The sequence below is a fragment of the Hydrogenophaga sp. OTU3427 genome, assembly GCF_038440225.1.
Lineage (GTDB): Bacteria > Pseudomonadota > Gammaproteobacteria > Burkholderiales > Burkholderiaceae_C > Hydrogenophaga.
Genome location: NZ_JASATI010000014.1, coordinates 1 through 25,914, shown reverse-complemented (window position 1 = coordinate 25,914; position 25,914 = coordinate 1). Strand labels below are relative to the sequence as shown.

Sequence of the window (25,914 nt, the reverse complement as noted above, 5' to 3'; positions counted from 1 at the left end):
ACGTGTTTTCCTCACGCCATGGTGGTCAGCTCAGCCAGCGCTTGCGCCGGCTGTAGTGTTTGATGTCGTGGAAATTCTTACCTTCCGAACCGCCCAGGTAGAACTCCTGGATGTCCGGGTTCTGCTTCATGGCCTCGGCGCTGTCGTGCATGACGATGCGGCCGTTTTCCAGCAGGTAGCCGTGCGAGACAACCTCGAGCGCGGCGATCGCGTTCTGCTCGACCAGCAGCACCGACAGGCCCTCCTGCTGGTTGATGCGCTTGACGATGTCGAAGATCTCGGCCACCAGGAAAGGGGCCAGGCCCAGGCTGGGTTCGTCGAGCATCAGCAGCTTTGGCTGCGTCATGAGGGCGCGGCCAATGGCCAGCATCTGCTGTTCGCCGCCCGACAAAAAACCGGACTGCGCCGTGCGCCGCTGGTGCAGGCGCGGGAAGTAGGCGTACACCATGTCGCGGTTGCGGTTCATGTCCGTGCGTGAGCCGCCCGCCACGGCCGAGGCGGCCACCAGGTTCTCGTCGGGTGTGAGGTGTTCGAACACGCGCCGCCCTTCAAGCACCTGCACGATGCCCAGCCGCACGCGCGCCTGTGGCGCCAGGCCCGCGATGTCCTGGTCCATGAAGCGGATGTCCCCGCGCGTGACCTCGCCGCGCTCGGGCAACAGCAGTCCGCTGATGGACTTGAGCGTGGTGCTCTTGCCCGCGCCGTTGGCGCCCAGCAGGGCCACCATGCCGCCCTGGGGCACCTGCACCGACACCCCCTTGATGGCCAGAGCGACGCGGTCGTAGATGACCTCGATGTTGTTGAGGGTGAGGATGGGACGGGTGGCGTTCATGTGGTCGTGCCTCACTTGCGCGCGTAGCCGAAGGGCCAGACCAGCAGGTAGTTGCGCACGTTGCCGTACATCTTGCCCAGGCCCATGGGTTCGATCAGCAGCACCGCGATGATGGTGGCGCCATAGACCATGTGGGGGATGTGGGCCAGGGTCTCGACACCGATGTCCAGGCCGAACAGTTTGGCCAGCCAGGCCACGAGGCTGTTCATCTGGCCGGGCAGCAGCAGGATGAAGGCGGTGCCGAAGAAGCTGCCGATGATGCTGCCCAGGCCACCGACGATGACCATGGCCAGCAGCTCGATGGACACGTTGACCGCGAACTGCTCGGGTGTGACCGCCTTGTAGAACCCGAAGATCAGCATGGCCCCGCTGACGCCGCCGATGAAGGCCGAGGTGGCGAAGGCCACCAGCTTGAAATAGAAGCTCTGCACGCCGATGACGGCGGCCGCGAAGTCCTTTTCGCGCACGGCCACCAGCGCCCGGCCCAGCGCGGTGCGGCGCAGGTTGAGCATGAAAACTGTGACAAAAATCACCCAGGCCAGGACCACATAGTAGACGCCGGCTTCGGACGTCACGGCCTGGCCCAGCAGCTTCATGGGCGGCGCCTGCAGCGTGGCCGACACACCGCCGCTGATGGCCGGCACGTGCGAGATGACCCAGTCCATGACGAACTGCATGGCCAGGGTGGACAGCGCCAGGTACAGGCCCTTGACCCGCAGCGCGGCGAAGGCAAAGACCACGCCCACCACCGCGGCGGTCACGCCGCCCAGCACCACCGCGATCTCCCAGGGCACACCATGGCGCGTGGCGTGCACCGAGGCGTAGGCGCCGATGCCCATGATGGCCGCGTAGCCGAAATGGAACTGCCCGGCCCAGCCCAGGATGAGGTTCAGGCCCAGCACGGCGGCGGTCCAGATCAGCCAGGGCTTGAGGTAGCTGGTCAGCACCAGCGAGCTGACCAGCCAGGGCGCGGCCAGGGCCAGCAGCAGCACGGCGACGATGGCGCGGCGCTCGAAGGGAATGTTGAACAGCGCGCGGTCGCTCGCGTAGTTCGTGTGGAAGATGCCGGCTTGGCGGTACAGCATCGCTAGATCCTTTCGATGTCGTGGCGACCGAAGAGTCCGTGCGGACGGACCATGATGGTCAGGATCAGCACCGCCGCCACCACCAGCTCGCGGGTGCCGCCGCCCAGCAGCGGGTCGAGGTAGCCCGAGGCCACGCTCTCCAGCATGCCCAGCAGCAGGCCGGCCAGGATGGCGCCGCCCAGGCTGTCCAGTCCGCCGAGCACGCCCACGGTGATGCCCTTGAGCAGCAGCATGGCCAGGGTCTGGTCCACCGTCTGCACCGAGCCCCACAACACGCCGGCCGTGGTGGCCACCACCGAGGACAAGGCCCAGGACAGGGCCACGCCACGTTCCACAGAGATGCCCACCGACCACGACGCGGTGTAGTCGTCGGCGATGGCGCGCAGCACCACGCCGCGCCGCGTGCGGAAGAACAGCATGAAGGCGACGAACAGCACCAGCGACACGGCGGCGCCGATCACGTAGGCGCGGTTGAGCAGCAGCGGGCCCAGGAACAGCGGCTCGTCGCTGATGCCCAGCTGCATGGGCCGGCCGCTGCCGCCCCAGATCGTCATGGTGGTGGCGCGGATGAAGATGTCCAGCCCCAGGGTCATCATGAGGATCATCACGATGGGGCGGCCGGCGAGCCGGCGCAGCGCCACGCGCTCGATGCTGACACCGGCCAGGAACATGGTGGCCATGGCCAGCGGGATGGCGAACCACATGGACAGGCCCAGGCCGTTGGCGAAGGCCAGCACCATGTAGGCGCCCAGCATGGTCAGGCCGCCCTGCGCCAGGTTGGGCACCGAGGACGACTTGTAAATGAGCACGATGCCCATGGCCACCAGCGCGTACATCAGGCCGGCCAGACCGCCGTTGACCGCCAGTTCGAGGAAGTACATCAGGTCCATGGATCAGGCTCCCACCGCCTTGACGGTCAACAGGCGTTCGGTGACACCAACCTCGCCGGTCTCGTAGGTGATCTGCGCGCGCATGCTGACCTGCGTCTGGCCACCGTAGATGGCGTCGATGATGGGCGCGTAGCGCTCTTCCACCACGTTGCGGCGCAGCTTGCGGGTGCGGGTGATCTCGCCGTCGTCGGCGTCGAACTCCTTGTGCAGGCTCACGAAGTGGCGCAGCCGCAGGCCCTCGGGCAACAGGGTGTTGACGTGGCGCACCGCGTCGGCCAGCAAGGCGATGACCTCGGGTTTTTGCGACAGGTCGGCGTAGGAGATGTAGGAGATGCCACGCACCTCGGCCCAGTGGCCCACCGGTTCCTTGTCGATGCAGACGATGGCCGCCAGCGTCTCACGCCCCTTGCCCAGCACGGCCACGTCTTTGACGAAGGGGCTGAACTTGAGGCGGTTCTCGATGTAGTTGGGGATGTAGCGCTCGTTGTTTGCGGTGTGGACCACCTCGGACAGCCGGCCCAGCACCACCAGCTGGCCGTCGGCCTCCAGGTAGCCGGCGTCGCCCGTGTGCAGCCAGCCGTCCTCCAGCGTGTCGCGCGTGGCGGCCTCGTTCTGGTGGTAGCCGGCGAACACGCTGCCCGAGCGGATCAGGATCTCGCCGCCGTCGCTGATCTTCACCTCCACGCCGGGCAGCGGCCGGCCCACGGTGTGCAGGCGCACCTCGTCGGGGGCCTGCATGGCGTTGAAGGCGCTGCTCTCGGTCTGGCCGTAGAGTTGGCGCAGGCGCACGCCCAGGGCGCGGTAGAAGACGAAGGTGTCCTCGCCGATCGCCTCGCCGCCGGTGAAGGCGTTGCGCAGCCGGCTCATGCCGAGCTGGTCCTTGATCGGGCCGGTCACCAGCCACTCGCCCAGCGGGCGCAGCAGTTTCTGTTGCGGGGTGGGTGGCTGTCCCGCGAGCTTGCGTTTCTCGGACGCGATGGCCAGGGACATGAAGAAGTCGTAGAGCTTTTTCTTCAGCCAGGTCGAGTCTTCCATGCGCACCTGCACCTGGGTCAGCAGGTTGTCCCAGCTGCGCGGCGCGGCCAGGTAGTAGGTGGGCGCGATCTCGCGCAGGTTGTGCAGCACCGTCTCGGGCCGCTCGGGGATGTGGATGCTGAAGTGCAGGCCGACGCCGGCGCCCATGGTGATCGCGAAGTCGCCCACCCAGGCCATGGGCAGGTAGGCCAGGATGTTTTCGCCGAAGTCGAAGGACTCGGCCTGGAAGGCATTGGCCACGCCCGACAACACGTTGAAATGCGACAGCGCGACACCCTTGGGCTTGCCGGTGGTGCCAGAAGAATGGATCAGCACGGCCGGGTCGTCGGGCTGGGCTCCCTCGATCAGCTGCTGGCCCAGCTGGGGCGATGTGTTCAGGCGTGCCGCGCCCTCGGTCTGCAGCGCCGCCCACGACACCAGGCCGGGCGCTTTGTAGCGCGACAGGCCACGTGGGTTGTCGTAGACGATGTGTTCCAGCGGCGCGCCGCGCTCGCGCAGGTCCAGTGCCTTGTCCACCTGCTCCTGGTCCTCGGCCAGCACGAACTGCACCTGCACGCTGTTGACCACGTGCAGGATTTCTTCCGGCGTCGCGTCCGGGTAGACCGGCGTGGCGTAGCCGCCCAGCATGCCCACGGCCAGCATGCCCAGGTACAGGTGGGGCCGGTTGTCGCCCAGCACCAGCACGGTCTGGCCCTTGTGAAGGCCCAGAGCCTGCAGGCCGGCGGCGCAGCGCAGGGCCTTGTCTTGGGCGGTCTGCCAGGTGGTTTCCTGCCAGATGCCGCGGTCCTTTTCGCGGAAGGCCACGCCCTGTGGCAGCACGCGGGCGTTGGCCGCCAGCAGGCGGGGCAGGGTGGTGCGGGGGTTCAGGTCCCAGGTGTCGGACCGGCGGCCGGCGCGGCGCTCACTGGACGGCATGGGCACCTCCCAGGTAGGCCTTGATCACGCGCGGGTCGGCGATCACGTCTTTGGGTATGCCGGTGTCGATCACCTCGCCGTAGCTCAGCACCATCATGCGGTCGCAGATGCCGGTGATGATGTCCATGTGGTGTTCGATCAGCATCACCGTCACGCCCCGTTCCTCGCGGGCGTCGAGGATGAAGCGCGCCATGTACTCCTTTTCCTCCTGGTTCATGCCGGCCATGGGCTCGTCCAGCACCAGGAAGCTGGGCTCGGCCACCAGCGCGCGTGCCAGCTCCACGCGCTTTTTCAGGCCCAGCGGAATCGCGTCCACCGGCTCGTCGCGCACGCCCTCGAGCTGCATGAAGTCGATCACCTCTTCCACCACCTCGCGGTGGGCGATCTCCTGCGGCCGGGCCAGCCAGGGGTAGAGCGCGGTGCGCCACACGCTGGGCTTCATGTGCACGTGGCGGCCCAGCAGGATGTTGTCGAGCACCGTCATGCCGTTGAACAGTGCCAGGTTCTGGAAGGTGCGGGCCACGCCCCGGCGGGCCACCTTGTGGGGCGCCAGGCCGGTGATGTCTTCGCCGTTGAGCAGGATCCGCCCCTTCTGCGGCGGAAAGAAACCGGTGATGGCGTTGGTCATGGTGGTCTTGCCGCTGCCATTGGGGCCGACCAGGCCAAAAATCTCGCCCTGGGCGACGTGCATGTCGACGCCGGTCACGGCCACCAGGCCGCCGAAGCGCCGCTCCACCCCGCGGCATTCGAGCACCCGGGGGCGCTCATCCGTGCTTGCTGCTGTCACCCTGAGATCTCCTTGATCAAACTGCGCCCGATCAACCTGCACCGAATCTCCGGTGTGCCAGCGTCCACCGCGACAAGTCTGGGTGGCTTGTTATGACAATATGTGGCTTATTAGAGGGCCAATTGTCAAACGATACAAGCATGTGTCAGGGCATTTCCATCATGGATTTCCCTACAGATCAGTTGCGGCTTGGGTGGGCACTTTGTGAACCGGTGTTTGCTGCGGTGCAGCAGCTTGTGTGTCAATAGGTTGCTTAAAGTGGGGCGAAACTGCGTTGGGACCGCTGCCGTCCGGACACAAAAAAGGCCCCTGGTGGGGCCTTTTGAACCGCCTTCAGGCGGTGTGTGTCACTTCTTCTTGCACTCGGCCTTGTCGGCGTTTTCCTTCTTGGAGCAGTCTTCCATCTTGCCGCCTCCGTGGCTGGCGGCCATCGAGGGCATGGACGCCAACAGGAATGCGGAAGCAATCGCGGCGAGCAGGTATTTCATCAGTCACCTCTTTCAAGCGGATGGGTGGAAAAAAACGCAGAATGCGCCAACCCGCAAACAGCGCCCGCGCAGGATAACGTGACCCATGAAAGCTTTGAAGCCCCTGGCCGATCTCCTTTTCTCCGCTCAGGTATTGCGCCACACGCTGTTGCCGGCCGCGCTGGTCCTGTGGTCCTGGGGGCCGGCGTGGGCACAGAAGCGCTTCACGCCTGAGGCCGCGCAGGTGGTGCTGCCGCTGTCGGCGCATGGCATCGCCGCCGGCAACAGCGCCCTGCGCGAGGCCGAGCGCGACTGGCGGCGCGAACCCAAAGACATGGCCCTTGCATTGCGTTACGCGCGCGAGACCTTCCTGATCGGCCTCACCGAGGGCGACCTGCGCTGGCTGGGCTCGACCAAGGCCGCGCTGCTGCCCTGGTGGGACGCGGCCGCCCTGCCGGCGCAGGGGCATTACCTGCGTGGCCTGGTCAAACAGGGTTTCCACGATTTCCAGGGTGGCCTGGCCGACATCAACGCCGCCATCGCGCTCGACGGCCAGCGCGCCGAGTTCTGGTCCTGGCGTTTTGCCCTGCACCTGCTGCTGTCCGACATGGCCGCCGCGCGCCAGGATTGCGACACCCTGGGCCAGCGCTTCGGCGCGGGCGAAGGCCAGGCCTGTGCCGCCGTGCTGCTCTACCGCAGCGGCCACGCGGCCGACGGCGCGGCGCAGCTGGAGCGGGTCGCGGCCCTGCCCGAATTCCGGGACGGGGCGTCGCAGGACTGGCTGCGTTTCCACCAGGGCGAGGCGCTGCGCGCGGCAGGCCAGACGGAGCGCGCCATCGCCGTCTGGACACAACACCTCGCGGCCCGGCCGCGAGCGCATTCGGTGCGCCTGGCGCTGGTGGAACTGCTCAATGCACAGCGCCGTTTTGCCGACGCCAGGCGCTTGGCCTCCAGCCCCAACCCGACCGATGCGCTGCTGGTGCAGTCGCTGCTGGCCAGCCAGGGCTTGGGTGATGGCGAGACCGCCCGCCTGGCCGAACAGGTGGCGCAGCGCATGAGCGGGCAGGACCTGCGCCAGGAGGCGCTGATCGAGCGGCCCAAGCTGATCTACCTCATCCGCCATGGCCACGACGTGGCGGTCGGCCTGGCCTTGGCGGCGGAGAACTGGCGCAGCCAGAACGACCCGCCCGACGCCGTGCTGCTGGCCGAGGCCGCGCTCAAGCTGCAGCAGCCCAAGGCCGCCGAACCGGTGCTGGCGTGGATGGCGCGCACCGGCTACACCGAACCGGCGCTGGCGGCGCTGGCCCAGCAACTCAAGGCCGCGCTGGGCCGCTCCTGAAGGTCGGCCCACCATGCGATCCCCGCGTTGTGTTCGTCCGGATGCCTGGCGCTGGCTGTGCTGGCTGGGCCTGTGGGTGATCGCCACCGCCGCGCAGGCCCATTCCAGCAGCAACGCCTACCTCAGCTTCTCCCAGCGCGATGGTGCGCCGGTGCTGCGCACCGACCTGCACCTGCGCGACGTCGACCGGGTGCTGGACCTCGACGCCAACCGCGACGGCCAGGTCAGCTGGGGCGAGGTGGCGGCGCGAAGCCGCGACATCGAGGCCTGGCTGGCCCAGGGCCTGGTGGTGCGCAGCGCCGAGGCCGCCTGCGCGCTGGAACCCATCGACACCCAGGCCAGCGAACGCGCCGATGGGGTGTACCTCAGCAGCGAATGGCGGCTGCGCTGCCCGCCCGGCGTCGACCCGGCCGGCGATGGCCTGCGCCTGCGTTATGGCCTGATGTTCGACCAGGACAACCTGCACCGCGGCCTCTTGCGCATCGACCTGCCCGACGCGCAGAGCAGCGCCATCCTCAGTCCCGACCGGCCCGAGGCGCCGCTGCGCGTGGTGCAGGCCCCGGTGGGGACGGTGCTGCTCAACTACATCGTCGAAGGCGTGTGGCACATCTGGATCGGCATCGACCACATCCTCTTCCTGCTGAGCCTGCTGGTGCTGGCGCCCTTGTTGCCGTCGCGCCAGCGGCTCACGCACTGGGCGGCGCGGGCACGCGCGCGACCGGTCGTGTTCGACGTGCTGGGCGTGGTCACCGCCTTCACCGTCGCGCACTCGATCACGCTGGGCCTGTCGGTGCTGCAGTGGGTGCAGCCACCGGCGAGTTTCATCGAACCGGTGATCGCCATCTCGGTGGTGCTGGCCGCGCTCAACAACCTGCTGGGCTGGTGGTCCGTGCGGCGCTGGCGCCTGGCTTTTGTGTTCGGCCTGGTCCACGGCTTTGGTTTCGCCAACGTGCTGCTCGATCTGGGCCTGCCGGCACACGCGCTGGCCGTGGCGCTGGGGGGCTTCAACCTGGGCGTGGAGCTGGGCCAGCTGGCCATCGTGGGCGTGTTCCTGCCGCTGGCCTGGTGGCTGCGCCGCACACGCTTCTACCGCTGGATCGTCGTGGCGGGTGGTTCCCTGAGCATCGCCATCGTGGGTGCCCTGTGGACGGTGCAGCGCATCGCGGCAGGTTGAAAACGGGTGGGATCAGGCGTTCAGTGTCACCGGCGCCAGCGCGTCGCCTTGCGCGGTGATGCGGCCGATGAGGGCGGCGTGGGCGTAGCCGGCTTCGCGCAGGGCCGCGAGGCAGGCGGTGGCCTGGTCGGCGGGCACGCCGGCCAGCAGGCCACCGGCGGTCTGGGGGTCGAAGAGCAGCGGGTAGCGCGGGTGGTCCACACAATCGGCCTGGTTGCGCAGGGCGCGGCGCAGGCGCACGTTGGCCGGCGCGAGTGAACTGGCCACGCCCATCTGCACACATTCCAGCGCACCCGGCAGCAGGGGCAGGGCCGACAGGTCCAGCTCGGCGTCCACGCCCGAGGGCCTTGTCATCTCCACCAGGTGGCCCAGCAGGCCGAAGCCGGTGAGGTCGGTGCAGGCGGTGGCGCCGTGGGCGCGCAGCACGCGGGCGCCGGCCTGGTTGGACTGGCGCATGTGGCGCAACGCCTCGGGCACCCAGCGGCCACGGAAGCCGGGCAGCTCGGCCGCCCTCGCGTGGGCCGCGAACAGCGTGCCGGTGCCCATGGGCTTGGTCAGCAGCAGCACGTCGCCGGGGCGCAGCGCCCCCTTGCGCAACACGCCCTGCATGCCTTCGTCGATCAGGCCGTTGACGGCAAAACCCAGCGCCAGCTCCTGGCCTTCGCCGGTGTGGCCGCCCACCAGGGCGCAGCCGGCCGCGTTGAGCACCTCGACCGCCCCGCTCATCATCTGGAACAGCGTGTCCTCCACCTGGGCTTCCAGGCCCGGCGGCACGGTCACGATGGCGGTGGCCGTCTGCGGTTCGGCGCCCATGGCGAAGATGTCGCCCAGCGCATGGTTGGCCGCCACCTGGCCGAAGCGGTAGGGGTCGTCGATGAAGGCGCGGAAGAAGTCCACCGTGTGCACCATGGCCTGGCCCGGCGGCACCCGCACCACGGCGGCGTCGTCGGGCGCGTGCAGACCGATCAGCACGTCGGCGCGTTCCACCGGCCGCAGCGCCCCCAGCGCACGCGACAGCACCGTGGCGCCGACCTTGGCGCCACAGCCGCCGCAGCGCATGGCGATGGCCGAGATCGCCTGCTGCGACTCCTCGGGCGACAGCGCCAGCCGGGGCGCCGGCGCCTTGGCGCGCGGCGCGGGCATGGTGCCGAAGTCGCTGAAGCGGCGCATGAACTGGCGGTCGATGTGGTCCTTCCAGCGCCAGACCCAGTCGCCGGCGAACCCCCAGGGGCCACGCGAGGCCACGGCGTGGCGGTCGCCGGTGCTGATCAGGGCCAGCCAGTGGCGTTGCGGACGGTAAGGCTGGAGGGCCTCGCCGCGTGCGGCGCGGCGCAGGTTGTCGGCCAGCGGCATGCCCATGCGCACCGCGAACACGCCGGCTTTCTCCAGCGGCCGTGTGGTGAAGGACGCCACGTCGCCGGCCGCGAACACCTGGGGGTCGCTGCTTTGCAGTTGGGCGTTGACACACACGAAGCCATCGCGGTCCAGGTCGAGGCCACTGCCTTGCAGCCAGGCGGGACCGCCGGCCTGCGTGACCCAGACGATCTCGTCGGCCGCCCAGGCGCTGCCATCGGCCGTGTGCAGGCCGCCCGCCTCGACGCGCACCACCTCGGCGCCGGTGTGCAGCGCCACGCCGCGCCGCGCCAGCACATCCGTGAAGCGGCGGCGCACCCAGGCGTTGTGGGTGGGCAAAACGGTGGCATCGCGGGTGAAGAGGTGGAACTGCAGCGTGTCGGGGTCGTGGCCCAGCGCCTGGCGTTCCTGCCGCAGCCGGTGCTGCATGGCCAGCGTGAGTTCCACGCCACCGGCGCCGCCACCGACCAGGGCGATGGACAGCGGCGTCGGGTGTTGGCGCACGCGCTCCAGCAGAGCCAGCCAGCGTGCGTTGAAGCCCTGGATGGGCTTGACCGGTACCGCGTGTTCGGTGGCACCCGGCACCCGCGACACCTGCGGCGTGGATCCGACGTTGATGCTGCACAGGTCGTAGGGCACGGGCGGGCGGTCGCGGCACAGCACGCGACGGGCACCGCGGTCCAGCCCGGTGACCTCGTCCACGTACAGACGCGCGCCCGCCAGCGCGGCCAGGCGCGACAGGTCGATGTGGACCTCGTCGAAGCCGTAGTGCCCGGCGATGTGGCCCGGCAGCATGCCCGAATACGGCGTGTCCACGGTGTTGCAGATCAAGGTCAGGCGCAGGCCTGGTTCGGGCCGCATGGCGAAGCGGCGCAGGACGCCGACGTGGCTGTGGCCACCGCCGATCAGGACGATGTCGCGCAGCACGGGTGTTTGGGTTGATTGCATCTGTTTTTCAGGTCGCCGCACCGGGCCGTCCCAAGCCTGGCCGCGCCGCCTCGGGGGGCAGCGAACACACGAAGTGAGGAGCATGGGGGCACATCAGCCGCGTTTCCAGTCGTGGTAGCGGCGCACCCATTGCAACAATCGGGCGGGCGCGTGGGCGCGTTTCCATTCGCCGGCCACGTGCTTGTTGGCCTCGGCGAGGGTGGGGTAGGTGTGCACGGTGGCCAACACCTTGTTCAGGCCCAGGCCGTGGCGCATGGCCAGCACGAACTCGGCCAGCAGATCGGCCGCGTGGCGGCCCACGATGGTGGCGCCCAGCAGGGTGTCCTGGCCCGGCACGGTCAGCACCTTGACGAAACCCTGGGGCTCGCCTTCGATGATGGCGCGGTCAAGGTCGGCCAGCGCAAAACGCGTCACTTCAAAGGCCACGCCCTGGGCACGTGCTTCCTGTTCGTTGAGGCCGACCCGCGCCACCTCCGGGTCGACGAAGGTGGCGTGGGGCAGCGCCGCGTGGTCGACGCGAAAACGCCTGAATTCGCCGAACAGGGCATTGACCGCCGCGTGCCAGGCCTGGTGGGCGGCGGCGTGGGTGTGCTGGTGCGGGCCGGCCACGTCGCCGGCGGCGTAGACGTTGGGGCAGAGCGTCTGCAGGTACTCGTTGGTGTCCAGGGTCTGCGTGGTGTCTATGCCCAGCGCTTCCAGGCCGAAGCCTTGCAGGCGCGGCTGGCGGCCGACGGCGCAGAGCAGCAGGTCGAAGGGGAGGGCCTGTTCCTGGCCGGCCTGGGTCACCCGCAGCCGCCAATCGCCGCCCTCGCGCTCGCAGCGCAAGGCCTGCTGGCCGGTCAGCACCCGCACGCCGTCGGCCGCCAGCGAGGTGTGCACGCTGGCCGCCACGTCCGCGTCTTCGCGTGGCAGCAGGCGCGTGGCCCGCTGCACCAGCGTCACCCGCGAGCCCAGCCGCTGCATGGCCTGGGCCAGCTCGCAGCCGATGGGGCCGCCGCCCAGCACCAGCAGGCGGCGCGGTGGTGTGTCCAGCCGCGCGAGCGCGGCCCACAGCGTGTCGCTGGTGACGAAGCCGGCCTCGTGCAGGCCAGGCACGTCGGGCACGATGGGGCTGGCGCCGGTGGCGATGACCACGTGGCGGGTGCTGAGGCGCCGCGTGCCGCCCTCGGGCAGCGTGATCTCCACCGTCCAGGGGTTGAGCAGCGTGGCGCGGCCCTGCACCACATCCACGCCCAGCCCGGTGTAGCGCTCCACGCTGTCGTGGGGGGCGATGTCGGCGATGACCTGCCGCACCCGCTGCATGACCGTGCGCCAGGCGATGGCGGGTTCGGTGTCGGTGAGGCCGTAGCGGCTGGCGTGGCGCATCTCGTGCGCGAGCCGGGCGCTGCGGATCAGGGCCTTGCTGGGCACGCAGCCATGGTGGAGGCAGTCGCCGCCCATGGCGCCGGCCTCGACCAGCGTGACCTTGGCCTGGACGGCGGCGGCGATGTAGGCCGTGACCAGGCCACCGGCGCCGGCGCCGATGACGACCAGGTTGCGGTCGAACTGGCGCGGGCGCTGGCCGGCCCAGCGGGCGTGGCCCCGCCGGCGCCGCCACAGGTCGAGCGCGCGCCGCGCCAGCAGCGGGAACAGGCCCAGCAAGGCGAAGCTGCCCAGCAGCGCCGGGCTCAGGATGCCGCTCAGGCTGTCGAGTTGCGCCAGCTGGGTGCCGGCGTTCACGTAGACCAGGGTGGCCGGCAGCATGCCGAGCTGGCTGACCCAATGGTAGGTCCAGGTGCGCATGGCCGTCAGGCCCATGAGCAGGTTGAGCATGAAGAAGGGCACGGCCGGGATCAGGCGCAGCGTGAAGAGGTAGAGGGCGCCATCGCGGGCGATGCCGCGGTCGATCTCGGCCAGCCGCCGGCCGAAGCGCGCCGCGACGCTGTCGCGCAGCAGGCCGCGCGACAGCAGGAAAGCGAGGGTGGCGCCGATGCTGGAGGCGAAGGACACCACCAGCGTGCCCCAGCCCAGGCCAAACAGCGCGCCGCCGGTGACGGTGAGCAGGCCCGCGCTGGGCAGCGAGACCGCGGTGGTGCCGACATAGAGCAGGCCGTAGCCCAGCAGGAAGGCCAGTGGGTGTTGCTCCCGCAGCGCGGTCAGGCCGGCCTGGCTGTGCTTGAGCAGTTCCAGGTTCAGGAACCGGCCCAGATCGAGCACCACGAAGGCCAGCACCGCCGTTGACAGGGCGGCCAGGGCGAGTGGCTTTTTCAGGTTCATGGGGTGGGCGTCGGTGTGGGCGGGCACCGCATTGTGCCGCCACCGCGTCACCGGCCCGTCAACGCATCAGCGCGCGGTTGCTGTCGCCCAGGGTGAAGGCGTAGTCGTGCCCCGCGACCACGATGTTGCCCTCGGGGCGCACCAGCTTCAGGCTCACGTAGACGGTGTTGCCGGCCACCGTGTAGGTGCCCACCACCACGGCCTGCGCGGCGTGTTCGATGCTGAGGTCCTTGAGCTCGCGCGAGAGCATCAGCGCGCCGCTGCTCTGCTCCATGAAGATCTGGTCGCGCAGCTTGAGCTCCTTGACCATCACGCCGCGGTTGGACAGGCGCGCGGCCACGTGTTCGGCCGCCAGGCGCCCCAGCCGCGAGCTGCGGCCGAGGTCGTCGAGGTCGACCAGGGTGGCGATCAGCACCGGCTGGCGCGGATCCAGCGTCACGCCCTTGAGCAGCGCGTCTGCCGCCTGGTAGTTCAGCTGGATCAGGGTGTCGCCACTGGGCGGGCTGGCGCAGGCGCCCAGGCCCACCGCAGCCAGGCCGGCCAACCCACCAAGCAGGCGTCTGCGTGGCATGCCGTGCTTCATTCGGCCACCATCTTCCATGTCTTCATCGGTGTGGGGGGCGGCGGTGGCGGTGGCGGCGGCGGGTCCGGCACCGGCGTGTACAGGGGCAGGTCGGCCGGGTCGATGTAGTAGATGTCGGCGGTGGTGCTGTGCAGCCGGCCCGCGAGCTTGACGGTGGTGGTCACCAGCACCTCGGTGCGGGTGGGGCCACCCGCGGCCCGGCCGTCGAGCAGGAGGCGCGAGGTGTCGGCCAGCGCCCCCACCGTCAGGACGGTCAGCCCGGCGCTCAGAGGCCCCTGGCTGTAGGCCGTCCAGTCGCGCAGCACGGCGATGCCGGCGGCCAGCTGTGTCATGGCCAGGGGCGAGCCGTTGCTCACGCGGCTGCCGTGTTCGATCACCTGGACCTCGTAGTCGATGCTGCCCTGGGCCGGCGTGGACTCGCTGGTCAGCACCAGGCCCTGCTGCACCAGGCGGTGCGTCAGCAGGGCATTGAAGGCGCGGTTGAAGGTGGACGGCCGCTGCGGTTGCAGCCGCCAGCTCAGCGCACCGAGCTTTTGGGGCACGGGGGGGGGCGGTGCTTCGCCAGGGTCGGCGGTCCTGGTCGGCGCCGCGGGCAGGAGCACGGTGTCGCCCATGCTGGCGGCGATGCGCTCGGCCACGTCGGCGGCCAGTACGTCCCAGTGGTGCACGGCCCGCACCTTGGGTTGGGAGCTGGCGGGGTGGTTGTGGGCGTGGGGCACGTCCAGGGTGCTGCAGCCCAGGCCCAGGAGCCCGGCCACAAGCGCGGCTCCCGGCGCCAGCAGGCGGCGGTAGGGCAGGGGCGGCGGTGGGGTCGGTCGCATGGCTGGGCGTGTGGATGCGGAAATGGGCCTGGGTGCTCAGCGCACCGCGGGGGCACAGGACGGACGCGGCCCTGTGCAGTGGACTCGAATCTACGCCCGTGGGCGTTTGTCCAGGTTCTGAAAAGCGGGGTTTTTTGCCTTCTGTTTGTGTTTTGGCGAGGTGTGTTGTGCGGCGGCCATGCCGTTGGCGCGGGGACTGGCCGCGGGGGCCGTGTTCCATGTATGGTTGCGCCTGTCATGTCAGAAATGCCACTTATCGACTCATCCCCTGCCGATATCGGGCGCCTGCGCCACGTGCTGCGCTTTTTCCAGCGTGCGTTGCTGCTGCGCAGCATCGGCGGGCGGTTCGCGCTGCTGACCCTGGTGTTCAGCCTGGCGCTGGCGTTGGGTGTCACGGCGCTGCGGGTCGACAGCGAGAGCCAGGCCGAACAGGCGCGGCTCGTCGAGGGGCTGCGCCTGATCCAGGACAGCTACGCGGCAGCCCTGGCCGAGCAGCTGTGGGACATGGACACCGATGCACTGCGCCTGCAGCTTCAGGGCCTGCTCAACGTGCCCGACATGCGCCATGCGCGGGTGCTGGACAGCGATGGCACGGTCCTGGCCAGTGTGGGCGTGATACCCACGCAAGGCGTGCTGGAGCACCGGTTTGAGCTGACGCGTGCCGATGGCCCCGACTCGGCGGCGCTGGGCCAGGTGGTGCTGGTGGCCAGCCAGGCGGGGGCCCTCCAGCGGGTGCAGGCGCAGCGCTGGACCTGGCTCGCCAACGCGCTGGTCACGTTCCTGCTCATCTGGGTGTTCGTGCTCGTGCTGTTCCAGTGGCAGGTGGGGCGGCACCTGCAGCACATCGCCACCTCGGTCACGCGCTCGCGCAATCCGCTGGGGCAGGGACGGCTGAGCTTGCGGCGCGGGCCCCGGCTGTTGCGCTCGCGTGACGAGCTCGATCAGATGGTCGACGCCCTCAATGGCGCGGGCGACCGCTTGCGTGCGCTGCTGGGGGAACTGATCGAATCCCGGCGGCGCTACAGCGACATCGTGGACAACGTGGAGCTGATGGCCGTGACGCTGGACATGACCGGGCGCATCACCTACTGCAACGACCACCTGCTGCGCGTCACCGGCTGGAGCCGCGACGAGTTGCTGGGACGCAACTGGTTCGAGTCTTTTGCGCCCGGGCCCCAGACCGAGGTGGCGGAGGTGTTCCAGGCGGTGATCCACGACGAGCCGCAGGCGCGCCATTTCCAGAACAACATCCGCACCCGTTCCGGGCAGACGCTCACGGTGCGTTTCACCAATTCGGTGTTGCGCGACACCGACGGCCAGCCCATCGGGACGGCCAGCATCGGCGAGGACATCACCCAGCGGCTGGCCAGCGAGACCCAGCTGCAGGCCAACGAAGCCTTGCTGCAGGCCATCGTGGACACCGTGTCCGACGGCGTCATTTCCATCGACGAGGCGGGCCACATCCGCACGTTCAACCTGGCGGCCGCGCGCATCTTCGGCTACAGCGCCGACGAGGTCGTGGGGCACAACGTGAGCCTGTTGATGCCGGACCCCTACCGCAGTGAGCACGACAGCTACCTGCACCATTTCATTGCCACCGGCGAGGCACGTGTGATCGGCCCGGGCCGCGAGGTGGTGGGGCGCCGCAAGGACGGCAGCACCTTCCCGATGGAGCTGGCGGTCCGCGAGATGGTGGTCAACGGCCAGCGTGGTTTCACCGGCAGCGTGCGCGACGTCAGCGAACGCCACCGCGCCGAAACGCAGATGCGAATGGCCAACCTGATCTTCCAGAGCAGCCCGGAGGCCATGCTGGTCGTGGATCTCGACAACAACATCCTGTCGGTCAACCCGGCCCTGACCCAGATCACCGGCTACGAGCTGGAGGACATCCTGCGCGGCGGTCAGCTGCGGCAGCTGCGTTCGCGCCGCCACGGCGACGATTTCTACCGGCGCCTGCGCGAGCAGCTGGCCGACACCGGGCAGTGGCAGGGCGAGCTGTGGGTGGGGCGCAAGGACGGCGAGGACATCGTGTGCTCTGTCACCATGCGCACCGTGCGCGACATGCAAGGCCAGGCGCAGAGCCGGGTCGTGCTGTTCAACGACATCACGGCCCTCAAGACCTCGCAGGAGTTGATCTGGCGCCAGGCCAACTTCGACCCGCTGACCGGCCTGGTTAACCGCACCATGTTTCTGGAGCGCCTGGCGCAGGACCTGCGGGAATGCGATGGCGCCGGGCACCGGCTCGGGCTGCTGGTCATCGATCTCGACCGCTTCAAGGAAATCAACGAAACGCAAGGTCATTCGATCGGCGACGTTCTGCTCAAGGAAGTGGCACGGCGGCTGTTGTCGGTGGTGCGCGATGGCGACACGCTGGCGCGTATCGGCGGCGACGAATTCGCACTGATCCTGCCGCGCACCCACGACACGCTGCAGATCGAAGCCCTCGCGACCGACCTGCAGCGGGCCTTCGCTTCACCCTTTGTGCTGGGCGCCGACACGGCCTACGTGAGCGCTTGCGTGGGCATTTCTGTGCATCCGGACGACGGCGCTTCGGCCGAGGTGCTGCTCAAGCAGGCCGACCAGGCGGTGCATGCGGCCAAGGTCCTCGGTCAGGGCCGGTGGCAGTTCTTCACCGCCGCCATGCAGGAGGCGGCGCTGTCGCGCGCCCGCGTGGCGCGTGACCTGCGCCGGGCACTGGAGCGCGGGGAACTGCAATTGCATTACCAGCCCATCGTGGATTTGCCCACCGGCCGCATCAACAAGGCCGAGGCCTTGTTGCGCTGGCAGCACCCCGGGCGTGGCATGGTCAACCCGGCGACCTTCATTCCAGTGGCCGAGGAAACAGGCCTGATGCCAGCCATCGGTGACTGGGTGTTCGAGACCACGGCGGCGCAGGCCGCACGTTGGCGCCAGACGCTGGACCCTGGTTTCTGCATCAGCCTGAACACCTCGCCGGTGCAGTTCCGGCAGGAGCCGATGGCCATGGCCGAGCGCTGGCTGGCGCACCTGGAGTCCCATGGCATGGTGGGTGACAGCGTGGTGATCGAAATCACCGAAGGCGTGCTGATGGACGCGTCCAGCCGCACCCACGACTTGCTGGCGTCCTTTGGCGCGGCCGGCATCGGCATCGCACTGGATGACTTCGGCACCGGGTATTCGTCGCTGGCCTACCTGCAGCGTTATCCGGTCCATTTCCTCAAGATCGACCAGGCCTTCGTGCGCCCGTTGCAGCCCGGCTCGCGTGATCTGGCCTTGTGCGAGGCCATCATCGCAATGGCGCACAAGCTGGGCTTGCGGGTGGTGGCAGAAGGCATAGAAACCGAGCAGCAGGCGGCGCTGCTGCGCGCGGCAGGGTGCGATTTCGGGCAAGGTTTCCTGTATGCGCCGGCGTTGCCCGCCGATGCCTTCGAGCGCCTGATGCGCACGGGCGCCGCTGTCGCCTGATCAGCGTGTGTCGGCGGCCTGCACCGGTGACTGCCCGTGGCGCCGCAGGATGGCTTGCCAGTCCCCGTCCTGGGGCATGTGCGCCACGATCGTTTCCAGACGCTGGTGCAGGCCGGCGAGGTCGCGGCTGAGCATGATGTGCCGGCCAAAGGCCGTCTGGTCGGGACGCGGGACCGCCACCAGCGGCGCGACCAGGCCGGCCTCCCGGCTCATCGAACGGAAGTAGGACAGGTTCGTCTGGGTGACGTCGATGCGTCCTCGCGCCAGCTTGCGCAGGTTGAACAGTTCCTGGCGCACGTCCTCGCGCAACAACTGGCCGGTGGCGACCAGGTCGTCGATCGCTCCGTAGCGGTTGCCGTGAATGCCGCCGAAGCGCAGTCCTTGCAGCTGCGTCAGCGCGTGGGGCACAGGCCGGTGGCTGGCGCGCAGCACCAGCACGTTGCGGTCCTCGACGAAGGCGTGTGTCCACAGGAAACGCCGGCGTTGTGGGTCGCCGATGAAGCTGGGGTGCAGGAACAGGGCGGCACCACTGAAGCCCGGGCGGCCATCGGCATTGATCAGCCGCAGCAGCCGGGTGCGCGGCAGGGTCTCCAGTTGCAGCACTGGCTCGCCGCCCAGTCGCTGGTTGAGGTAGGCCACCAATTCGCTGGCCAGGCCGGTGCCCGGCGTGGGGCCGGTGAAGGGCGCGCTGAGGTAGGTGTTGTAGACGCGGACCGGCGCCGCGGTCTGTGCGTTGGCGCCACCACCGCCCAGCAGGGCGGCGATCAGCAGCGACAGGCAATACAGCAGGCGGGGCATGCCCGCATTGTGCCCCTGCGCCCGCAGTCCCGGGGCAGTCGGGCGCCCACGGGGCAGGACGTCTAGGCCCGGGGATCTTGTGCCGGGGAGGGGCGCCGGCGTCAGAATGGGGCCACCATGCCCGCACCGCGCCGACCCTGGCTGCCCGACATCGACACCACCCGCTGCACAGGCTGCGGCTGGTGCGTGGCGGCCTGCCCCCTGCACTTGCTGACCCTGGAGCCCAGTGCCGGGCGCAAGGCCTCGACCCTGCACGACGCGCAGGACTGCACTGGCTGCCGCAAGTGCGAATGGCGGTGCCCCTTTGGGGTCATCACCATGCGACCGGCCGGGGGGCCGGATACCACCGCTGATCGGCCGGTGGACCCTCGTATCGCTGGGTGAGCCGCACGTTGCCCAGAATGGGCCGAACCTTTCTTTCCGGAGACCCGCGATGCGACCCTCGAGTGTGCTCGACCTGGGCATGCGCCCCCAGGCCATCTTGTCCGGCGCGGTGCCCGCCCGCCCCCGTTCCTGGGAGCGGCAGGGTCTGGCCTGGGTGGACGGGCGGCCGGTCAACGTCTGCCACCAGTGTGGCGCCTCGGCCTACCGGCCGGTGCTGGCGCGCGACGCACAGGGCGCGATGCGGCCCAACGGCCGCTACCGCTGCGTCAGCTGCAAGCTGGAGTTCGCCCACATCCATGAATTCAGGGGCGTCCTGCTCGCCACCTGAGCCGTGGCGCCCGTGCTCGTGGGGGCATGGCACGCTAAATGCTGGTATGTGCCCATCTCCATGTCTTGAGGGCCGTCCATGAGCAGCACGATCTCTTCGTCTCCCGGCGGGCTGGCTTCCACGCCCGCCCTGTCCATCGTCAACCTCGCGGCGCGCCAGCGCATGTTGTCGCAGCGCCTGATCCTGCAGACCGTGCTGGCGGTGCAGGGACGCACCGGCATGGCGCAGAAGGCCCAGCAGTCGCTGGACACCTTTGTGCGCAGCCAGGCGACCCTGGTGGACGTGGCCCGTGGCCTCAACCCCAAGGAGGGGGCGGCGGTCAAGCAGGTGTATTTCGGCTCCGGCGGGGTGGAGACCACGGTGCAGGCCTTCATTCAGGACGCCCGGGCGGCGATCGAGCTGGCCACGCTGTCCTCCAGTGGTGCGGCCATCCGCCTCGATCGCCTGCTGGAGCGCACCGATGGGGTGCTCGCGGCCCTCAATCTCGCCACCGAGGCCATCGATGCCCTGAGCAGCGCGCGCGAACGCGAAGTCAGCGGCACCCTGCGCGCCATCGTGGGCGACATCCAGTCGGTCGCACGCGAGGCCAAGGTGGTGTCCTTCAACGCCCAGGTCATGGCCGCGCGCGCGGGGACGGCCGGACGCGAATTCGCGGTGGTGGCCAGCGTGCTGGCCAACATCAGCACCGAGATCGACACCCTGGCCAAGAAAGGCGTGGAGCTGGCGCGCGCCCAGTGACGGGTGGGGTGGAAGCGCGGGTTGTGGGGGCGGCCGCGCCGTGTTGTCGCGACGAGGACAAATAAAAACGAACGACCGTGCTAAAAACGCGGTTGTCGGTCCTGTATCGTGAGCAGGCACGCACCATTTTGGAGACACCCATGGATTTGGCATTCACCCCTGAGGAGCAGGCTTTCCGCGAGGAAATCCGGGCCTGGGTCAAGGACAACTTGCCCGCCGACATTTCGCACAAGGTGCACAACGCGCTGCGACTGTCGCGCGACGACATGCAGCGCTGGGCCAAGATACTGGGCAAGAAGGGCTGGCTGGGCTACGGTTGGCCCCAGCAGTTTGGCGGCCCCGGCTGGACCGCCGTGCAAAAGCACCTGTTCGAGGAAGAATGCGCCCTGGCCGGTGCGCCGCGCATCGTGCCTTTTGGCCCGGTGATGGTGGCGCCGGTGATCATGGCCTTTGGCAACGCCGAGCAGCAGCAGCGTTTCCTGCCCGGCATCGCCAGCGGTGAGGTCTGGTGGAGCCAGGGCTACAGCGAACCGGGCTCGGGCTCCGATCTCGCCTCCGTCAAATGCCGCGCCGAGCGCCAGGGCAACACCTACCTGGTCAACGGTCAGAAGACCTGGACCACGCTGGGCCAGTACGGCGAGTGGATTTTCTGCCTGGTGCGCACCAGCACCGAAGGCAAGCCCCAGACCGGCATCAGTTTCCTGCTGATCGACATGAAGTCGCCCGGCGTCACCGTGCGCCCCATCAAGTTGCTCGACGGCGAGTGCGAGGTCAACGAGGTCTTCTTCGACAACGTCGTGGTGCCGGCCGAGAACCTGATCGGCGAGGAGAACAAGGGCTGGACCTACGCCAAGCACCTGCTGAGCCACGAGCGCACCAACATCGCCGACGTCAACCGCGCCAAACGCGAGCTGGAACGCCTCAAGCGCATCGCCAAGACCGAAGGCGTGTGGGACGACACCCGCTTCCGCGACGAGATCGCCAAACTGGAGGTGGACGTGGTGGCGCTGGAGATGCTGGTGCTGCGCGTGCTGTCGGCCGAGAAGTCGGGCAAGAACTCGCTGGACATCGCCGGCCTGCTCAAGATCAAGGGCAGCGAAATCCAGCAGCGCTACAGCGAGCTCATGATGCTGGCCGCCGGCCCCTACAGCCTGCCCTTCATCGAAGAAGCCATGGAAGCCGGCTGGCAGGGCGACTTCCCCGGTGGCGTGTGGGCCAACGCGCCGCTGGCATCGACCTACTTCAACATGCGCAAGACCACCATTTACGGCGGCTCGAACGAAGTGCAGCGCAACATCGTTGCACAGACCGTGCTGGGCTGATCAGGAGACACGACATGGACTTTGATTTTTCCGACGACCAGCAGCAGCTCCGCGACGCCGTCGCCAAGTGGGTCGAGAAGGGTTACAGCTTCGAGCGCCGCTGCGGCATCACGGCCGCCGGTGGCTTCTCGCGCGAGGCCTACAACGAACTGGCCGAACTCGGCCTGGCCGGGCTCTACGTGTCCGAAGACGACGGTGGCCTGAACATGGGCCCGGTCGAGGGCATGGTGGTCATGGAGCAGCTGGGGCGCGGCATGGTGCTGGAGCCGCTGGCGCAGACACTGGTCTGTTGCGGCGTCATCGGCGCCTACGCCGGTGCCGATGTGAAGGCCGCCTGGCTGCCCGGCATGGCCAGCGGCGAGAAGCTGGTCGTGCTGGCCCACCAGGAACGCAAGGCCCGCTACCGCGCCGATGTCTGCGACACGGTGGCCACGGCGGCCGGTGATGGCTGGACCGTCAGCGGCACCAAGCACCTGGTGCCCGCCGGGGACCAGGCCGACGCCTTTGTGGTGCCGGCGATGGCCAAGGGCCGGATGGCCCTGTTCGTGGTGGAGCGCGGCGCGGCCGGCGTGGCCACGCGCGGCTACCTCACGCAGGACGGCGGCCGCGCGGCCGACGTGACCCTGACCCACAGCCCCGCCACGCTCATCACCACCGACGGCCAGACCGCGCTGGCGCACGGCATCGACATCGGCATCGCCGCCCTGTGTGCCGAAGCCGTGGGCGTGATGGACCAGACCCTGGCCATCACCGTGGACTACATGAACACGCGCAAGCAGTTCGGCGTGGCCATCGCCACCTTCCAGGCCCTGCGCCACCGGGTGGCCGACATGAAGATGCAGCTGGAACTGGCCCGCTCCATGAGCTACTACGCCAGCCTCAAGCTCAACGCCCCGACCGACGAGCGCCGCCGTGCCATGGCGCGCGCCAAGTACCAACTGGGCACCAGCATGCGCTTCGTGGGCCAGCAGGCGGTGCAACTGCACGGCGGCATCGGCGTGACCGACGAGTACATCGTCAGCCACTGCTTCAAGAAACTGACCCAGCTGGAGCTCACCTGGGGCGACACCCTTCACCACCTGGGCGAGGTGTCGGCACGCATGCAGGACACGGCCGGCGTGTTCGCCTGAGCCGGAGGCGCGGGGCCTCATGGACGCGCCTTCGACCGTGATCGGCACCGACGGCCAGCCCCGCTGCCGCTGGTGCGCCGCCGCGCCCGAATTCGAGGCTTACCACGACAGCGAATGGGGCTTCCCCGTCGATGACGACGTGCGCCTGTTCGAGAAGCTGTGCCTGGAGGGTTTTCAGTCCGGCCTGAGCTGGCGGACCATTCTGGCCAAGCGCGAGAACTTCCGGCGGGCCTTCGCGGGCTTCGACTTTCACCGCGTGGCGCGTTTCGACGGGAACAAGGTCGACAGCCTGCTGCAGGATGCGGGCATCGTCCGCCACCGGGGCAAGATCGAAGCGGTCATCCACAACGCTGGCCGGGCCGTCGACCTGCAGGCGGAGTGTGGTTCGCTGGCCAGCTATTTCTGGCGGTTCGAAGCCGATCCCCTGCGTGCCGCCGCGCCGCAGTCGGTGTCGATCTCGCCCGAATCCACGGCCTTGTCCAAAGACCTGAAGCGGCGCGGCTGGAAGTTCGTGGGCCCGACGACGGTCTATGCCTTCATGCAGGCCATGGGGCTGGTGAACGACCATGCGCCCGGCTGTGTGGTGGCCACAAACGCGGCGCGGGCGCGGAGCCGCTTCCAGGTGCCCCGGTGAGACCCCAGCGGCACTGACAGCGTGGTGTCAGGCCAGCTGGGCGAACACCTCGCGCGCCGCCGCCACCGTTTCCGCCACGTCGGCCTCGCCGTGGGCCGCGCTCACGAAGCCGGCCTCGTACAGCGCGGGCGCGAAGTAGATGCCGCGGTCCAGCATGCCGTGAAAGAAGGCGTTGAAGCGTGGGCCGTCGGTGGTCATGACGGTGGCGTAGTTCTGCGGCAGCGTGTCCAGCAGGAAGAAGCCGAACATGCCGCCCTGGCTGTCACCGCAGAAGGGCACGTTGGCGTCACGGGCCGCGGCGGTCAGGCCGCTGACCAGCGACTGGGTGCGGGCCGACAGGGCGTCGAAGAAACCGGGCTTGCGGATTTCCTTCAAGGTGGCCAGGCCACAGGCGGTGGCCACCGGGTTGCCGCTCAGGGTGCCGGCCTGGTAGACGCCGCCCAGGGGTGCCAACTGCTGCATCACGGCGCGTTTGGCGCCGAAGGCGGCCAGCGGCATGCCGCCGCCGATCACCTTGCCCATGACCGTCATGTCGGGCTCGAAGCCGGGGATGAGCTGGGCGTAGACACTTTGTGCGCCGCCCAGGGCAACGCGAAAACCCGTCATCACCTCGTCGAAGGCCAGCAGTGCGCCGTGCTGGGAACACAGCTCGCGGCAGCGCTTCATGAAGGGAACGCTGGCGCGCACGAAGTTCATGTTGCCGGCGATGGGCTCGATCATCAGGCAGGCGATGTCGGCACCGTGTTCGGCGAAAGCGGATTCGAGCTGCTCGATGTGGTTGTACTCCAGCACCAGGGTGTGCTGCACCACCTCGGGCGGCACGCCGGCGCTGGTGGGGTTGCCAAAGGTGGCCAGGCCCGAGCCGGCCTTGACCAGCAGGGCATCGGCGTGGCCGTGGTAGCAGCCCTCGAACTTGATGATCTTCTTGCGGCCGGTGGCGCCGCGCGCCAGGCGGATGGTGCTCATGCCGGCCTCGGTGCCGGAGCTGACCAGGCGCACCATGTCCATGCTGGGCACGAGTTCGAGGATGGCCTCGGCCAGTTCCACCTCGCGTTCGGTGGGGGCGCCGAAGCTGAAACCGTCCAGGGCCGCCTGCTGCACCGCTTCGAGCACGGCCGGGTGGCCATGGCCCAGGATCATGGGGCCCCAGGAACCGATGTAATCGATGTGGCGCTTGCCGTTGGCGTCCCAGAAGTGGGCGCCTTGGGCGCGCTGCACGAAGCGGGGCGTGCCGCCGACGGCGCGGAAGGCGCGCACGGGGGAGTTGACGCCGCCGGGGATGACCTTCTGGGCGCGTTCGAACAGTTGCTGGTTGTGGTCCATGGGATCGTGATCGTGGTTCAGTGTTTGGTGTCGCCGACGGGGAAGTCGTCGGTGCCCGGGCCCGCGTCCTCCCCCTCGTCGTCTTCCGATTCATCGCCGTCGTGGGCCCAGAACAGGCGGTCGGGCATGGCGTGGCCCATGCCGGGCTGGAAGCCCGCGTCCAGGCACTGGTCGAGGTAGGTCAGGGCCTCGGCGCAGGCGGTCTGCAGGTCGGCGCCCACGGCAATCAACGCGGCCAGCGCGGCCGACAAGGTGTCGCCGGCGCCGGTGAAGGTGGCCTCGAAGCGTTCGTAGCGGGCGGTGGCCAGCACGGTCTCGGGCGTGGCCAGGTGGCTTTCCAAGTACTGGTCGGCGGCGTTGAAGCCGGTCACCAGGGTGTAGGCCACGCCGTGTTCGGCCGCGGCGCGGGCCACGTCGCGTGGGCCGGGGGGTTTCTCGTCGGCCCAGTCAGGCAACAGCCAGCGGCACAGGGTGCTGTGGTTGCCCACCAGCACCGTGGTCTGCGGCAGCAGCAGCTCGGCGAAGGCGTCGAGGTAGTTCTCCATGTCGACCTCGTTCCACCAGGCCAGGCTGGGCATGTAGGCCACCAGCGGAAGGTCGGGGTAGTCGGAGGCGATCTCGGCGATGGCGCTGAGGTTCTCGGGCGTGCCGACGAAGCCGACCTTGATGGCCTGCACCGTCATGTCCTCCAGCGCGCAGCGGGCCTGGTCGTCCACCGCCTCCTCGTCGAAGGCGACGTGGCCATGGATGTCGCTGCTGTCGCGCACGTAGGCCCCGGTGACCACCGGCAGCACGTGGGCCGAGGCGCTGGACATGGCGGCCACGTCGGCCCCCAGTCCGCCGGCGCCGCTGGGGTCGTTGGCGTTGAAGGCCATGACGCAGGGCAGCGACACGGCTTCGCCCGTGCTGGTCGTGGCGGAGGGATCGGTGGGGGATGGCATTCGGCGGCGCGGCGCGGGGCGCGTGGGGGGTCTGTCGACCCCGGGTGTGCCCAGGGGCACCACCGGGGGCTGGCTACAATGAAACCATTCTAAGACAATGATTTTTCCTGCATCATGACCGAACCCCAGACTTGGATGTGCCTGATTTGTGGCTGGATTTACGACGAGGCCGCGGGCGCACCCGACCATGGCATTGCGCCGGGCACCAAGTGGGCCGACGTGCCCATGAACTGGACCTGCCCAGAGTGTGGGGCGCGCAAGGAAGATTTCGAAATGGTGGCCATTTGAACGAGCCCACCCCCGCGCCGCGCCTAAGGGCGCGTCACCCCCTCAAGGGGGCGACACCAGCCGTCCCGCGCAGCCCGCCCCGGCGGGGGGGGCCCGGGG

The 25,914-nt window shown here is 69.0% G+C and carries 23 protein-coding genes; 10 read left to right on the top strand and 13 right to left on the bottom strand.

The genetic code is table 11. The features are described from left to right. Positions 1 to 25: 25 nt before the first annotated feature. From AAHB17_RS10475 to AAHB17_RS10450, 6 genes are all read right to left on the bottom strand, one after another. Positions 26 to 832 (bottom strand): ABC transporter ATP-binding protein, encoded by an 807-nt coding sequence (locus AAHB17_RS10475; protein ID WP_342130512.1) that lies wholly within the window; start codon positions 830 to 832, stop codon positions 26 to 28. A gap of 11 nt (positions 833 to 843) precedes the next feature. After that, entirely contained in the window at positions 844 to 1,917 is a 1,074-nt protein-coding gene (locus AAHB17_RS10470) for a branched-chain amino acid ABC transporter permease (RefSeq protein ID WP_342130511.1), read from the bottom strand. Between the two features lie 2 nt (positions 1,918 to 1,919). Next, a complete protein-coding gene (locus AAHB17_RS10465; RefSeq protein ID WP_342130510.1) occupies positions 1,920 to 2,807 on the bottom strand; it encodes a branched-chain amino acid ABC transporter permease in 888 nt (295 codons plus the stop codon). A gap of 3 nt (positions 2,808 to 2,810) precedes the next feature. Continuing rightward, entirely contained in the window at positions 2,811 to 4,757 is a 1,947-nt protein-coding gene (locus AAHB17_RS10460) for an AMP-dependent synthetase/ligase (RefSeq protein WP_342130509.1), read from the bottom strand. Continuing rightward, a complete protein-coding gene (locus AAHB17_RS10455; protein ID WP_342130508.1) occupies positions 4,744 to 5,544 on the bottom strand; it encodes an ABC transporter ATP-binding protein in 801 nt (266 codons plus the stop codon). Before AAHB17_RS10455 ends, AAHB17_RS10460 begins: the two co-directional genes overlap by 14 nt. A 347-nt stretch (positions 5,545 to 5,891) precedes the next feature. Then, positions 5,892 to 6,032: a hypothetical protein gene (locus AAHB17_RS10450; RefSeq protein WP_342130507.1), complete on the bottom strand. Its 141-nt coding sequence runs from the start codon at positions 6,030 to 6,032 to the stop codon at positions 5,892 to 5,894. Between the two features lie 85 nt (positions 6,033 to 6,117). On the opposite strand from AAHB17_RS10450, the gene AAHB17_RS10445 reads away from it, so the two are divergent. After that, positions 6,118 to 7,350: a hypothetical protein gene (locus tag AAHB17_RS10445; protein WP_342130505.1), complete on the top strand. Its 1,233-nt coding sequence runs from the start codon at positions 6,118 to 6,120 to the stop codon at positions 7,348 to 7,350. Between the two features lie 13 nt (positions 7,351 to 7,363). Continuing rightward, entirely contained in the window at positions 7,364 to 8,524 is a 1,161-nt protein-coding gene (locus AAHB17_RS10440) for a HupE/UreJ family protein (RefSeq protein WP_342130504.1), read from the top strand. Positions 8,525 to 8,536: 12 nt separating this feature from the next. Here AAHB17_RS10440 and selD read toward each other — a convergent pair whose 3' ends face one another. The 4 genes from selD to AAHB17_RS10420 all read right to left on the bottom strand — a co-directional run bounded on the left by selD (position 8,537) and on the right by AAHB17_RS10420 (position 14,485). Continuing rightward, positions 8,537 to 10,825 (bottom strand): selenide, water dikinase SelD, encoded by a 2,289-nt coding sequence (selD, locus tag AAHB17_RS10435; protein WP_342130503.1) that lies wholly within the window; start codon positions 10,823 to 10,825, stop codon positions 8,537 to 8,539. A gap of 93 nt (positions 10,826 to 10,918) precedes the next feature. Beyond that, complete coding sequence (locus tag AAHB17_RS10430) at positions 10,919 to 13,081, bottom strand: FAD-dependent oxidoreductase (protein ID WP_342130502.1); 2,163 nt, start codon at positions 13,079 to 13,081, stop codon at positions 10,919 to 10,921. Positions 13,082 to 13,139: 58 nt separating this feature from the next. Continuing rightward, positions 13,140 to 13,652 carry a FlgO family outer membrane protein gene (locus AAHB17_RS10425; protein WP_342130501.1) on the bottom strand — a complete coding sequence of 171 codons (513 nt, stop codon included), beginning with the start codon at positions 13,650 to 13,652 and terminating at the stop codon, positions 13,140 to 13,142. Between the two features lie 8 nt (positions 13,653 to 13,660). Beyond that, positions 13,661 to 14,485, bottom strand: a complete 825-nt coding sequence (locus AAHB17_RS10420; RefSeq protein WP_342130500.1) for a hypothetical protein — start codon at positions 14,483 to 14,485, stop codon at positions 13,661 to 13,663. 246 nt (positions 14,486 to 14,731) lie between these two features. Here AAHB17_RS10420 and AAHB17_RS10415 point away from each other — a divergent pair, with 246 nt between their 5' ends. Continuing rightward, entirely contained in the window at positions 14,732 to 17,929 is a 3,198-nt protein-coding gene (locus AAHB17_RS10415) for a PAS domain S-box protein (protein WP_342130499.1), read from the top strand. Here the strand turns inward: AAHB17_RS10415 and AAHB17_RS10410 are convergent, their stop codons facing one another. Continuing rightward, a complete protein-coding gene (locus AAHB17_RS10410; protein ID WP_342130498.1) occupies positions 17,930 to 18,727 on the bottom strand; it encodes a substrate-binding periplasmic protein in 798 nt (265 codons plus the stop codon). 117 nt (positions 18,728 to 18,844) lie between these two features. Between AAHB17_RS10410 and AAHB17_RS10405 the strand changes: the two genes are divergently transcribed. From AAHB17_RS10405 to AAHB17_RS10380, 6 genes are all read left to right on the top strand, one after another. Beyond that, positions 18,845 to 19,111 (top strand): 4Fe-4S dicluster domain-containing protein, encoded by a 267-nt coding sequence (locus tag AAHB17_RS10405; protein WP_342130497.1) that lies wholly within the window; start codon positions 18,845 to 18,847, stop codon positions 19,109 to 19,111. Between the two features lie 49 nt (positions 19,112 to 19,160). Then, positions 19,161 to 19,439 carry a hypothetical protein gene (locus AAHB17_RS10400; protein WP_342130496.1) on the top strand — a complete coding sequence of 93 codons (279 nt, stop codon included), beginning with the start codon at positions 19,161 to 19,163 and terminating at the stop codon, positions 19,437 to 19,439. Positions 19,440 to 19,517: 78 nt separating this feature from the next. Next, the gene (locus tag AAHB17_RS10395) at positions 19,518 to 20,177 is read left to right on the top strand and encodes a methyl-accepting chemotaxis protein (protein ID WP_342130494.1); all 660 of its coding nucleotides are present in this window, start codon (positions 19,518 to 19,520) and stop codon (positions 20,175 to 20,177) included. A 140-nt stretch (positions 20,178 to 20,317) separates the two neighbouring features. Further along, positions 20,318 to 21,499, top strand: a complete 1,182-nt coding sequence (locus tag AAHB17_RS10390; RefSeq protein WP_342130493.1) for an acyl-CoA dehydrogenase family protein — start codon at positions 20,318 to 20,320, stop codon at positions 21,497 to 21,499. 14 nt (positions 21,500 to 21,513) lie between these two features. Beyond that, complete coding sequence (locus tag AAHB17_RS10385; RefSeq protein WP_342130492.1) at positions 21,514 to 22,629, top strand: acyl-CoA dehydrogenase family protein; 1,116 nt, start codon at positions 21,514 to 21,516, stop codon at positions 22,627 to 22,629. Between the two features lie 19 nt (positions 22,630 to 22,648). Continuing rightward, a complete protein-coding gene (locus AAHB17_RS10380) occupies positions 22,649 to 23,263 on the top strand; it encodes a DNA-3-methyladenine glycosylase I (RefSeq protein ID WP_342130491.1) in 615 nt (204 codons plus the stop codon). A 27-nt stretch (positions 23,264 to 23,290) separates the two neighbouring features. Here the strand turns inward: AAHB17_RS10380 and hemL are convergent, their stop codons facing one another. Then, entirely contained in the window at positions 23,291 to 24,586 is a 1,296-nt protein-coding gene (hemL, locus tag AAHB17_RS10375) for a glutamate-1-semialdehyde 2,1-aminomutase (protein ID WP_342130490.1), read from the bottom strand. A gap of 17 nt (positions 24,587 to 24,603) precedes the next feature. Further along, a complete protein-coding gene (thiD, locus tag AAHB17_RS10370) occupies positions 24,604 to 25,527 on the bottom strand; it encodes a bifunctional hydroxymethylpyrimidine kinase/phosphomethylpyrimidine kinase (protein WP_342130489.1) in 924 nt (307 codons plus the stop codon). 114 nt (positions 25,528 to 25,641) lie between these two features. Here thiD and AAHB17_RS10365 point away from each other — a divergent pair, with 114 nt between their 5' ends. Then, on the top strand, positions 25,642 to 25,815 hold the full coding sequence (locus tag AAHB17_RS10365) for a rubredoxin (protein ID WP_342130488.1): 174 nt from the start codon (positions 25,642 to 25,644) through the stop codon (positions 25,813 to 25,815). Positions 25,816 to 25,914 lie beyond the last annotated feature (99 nt).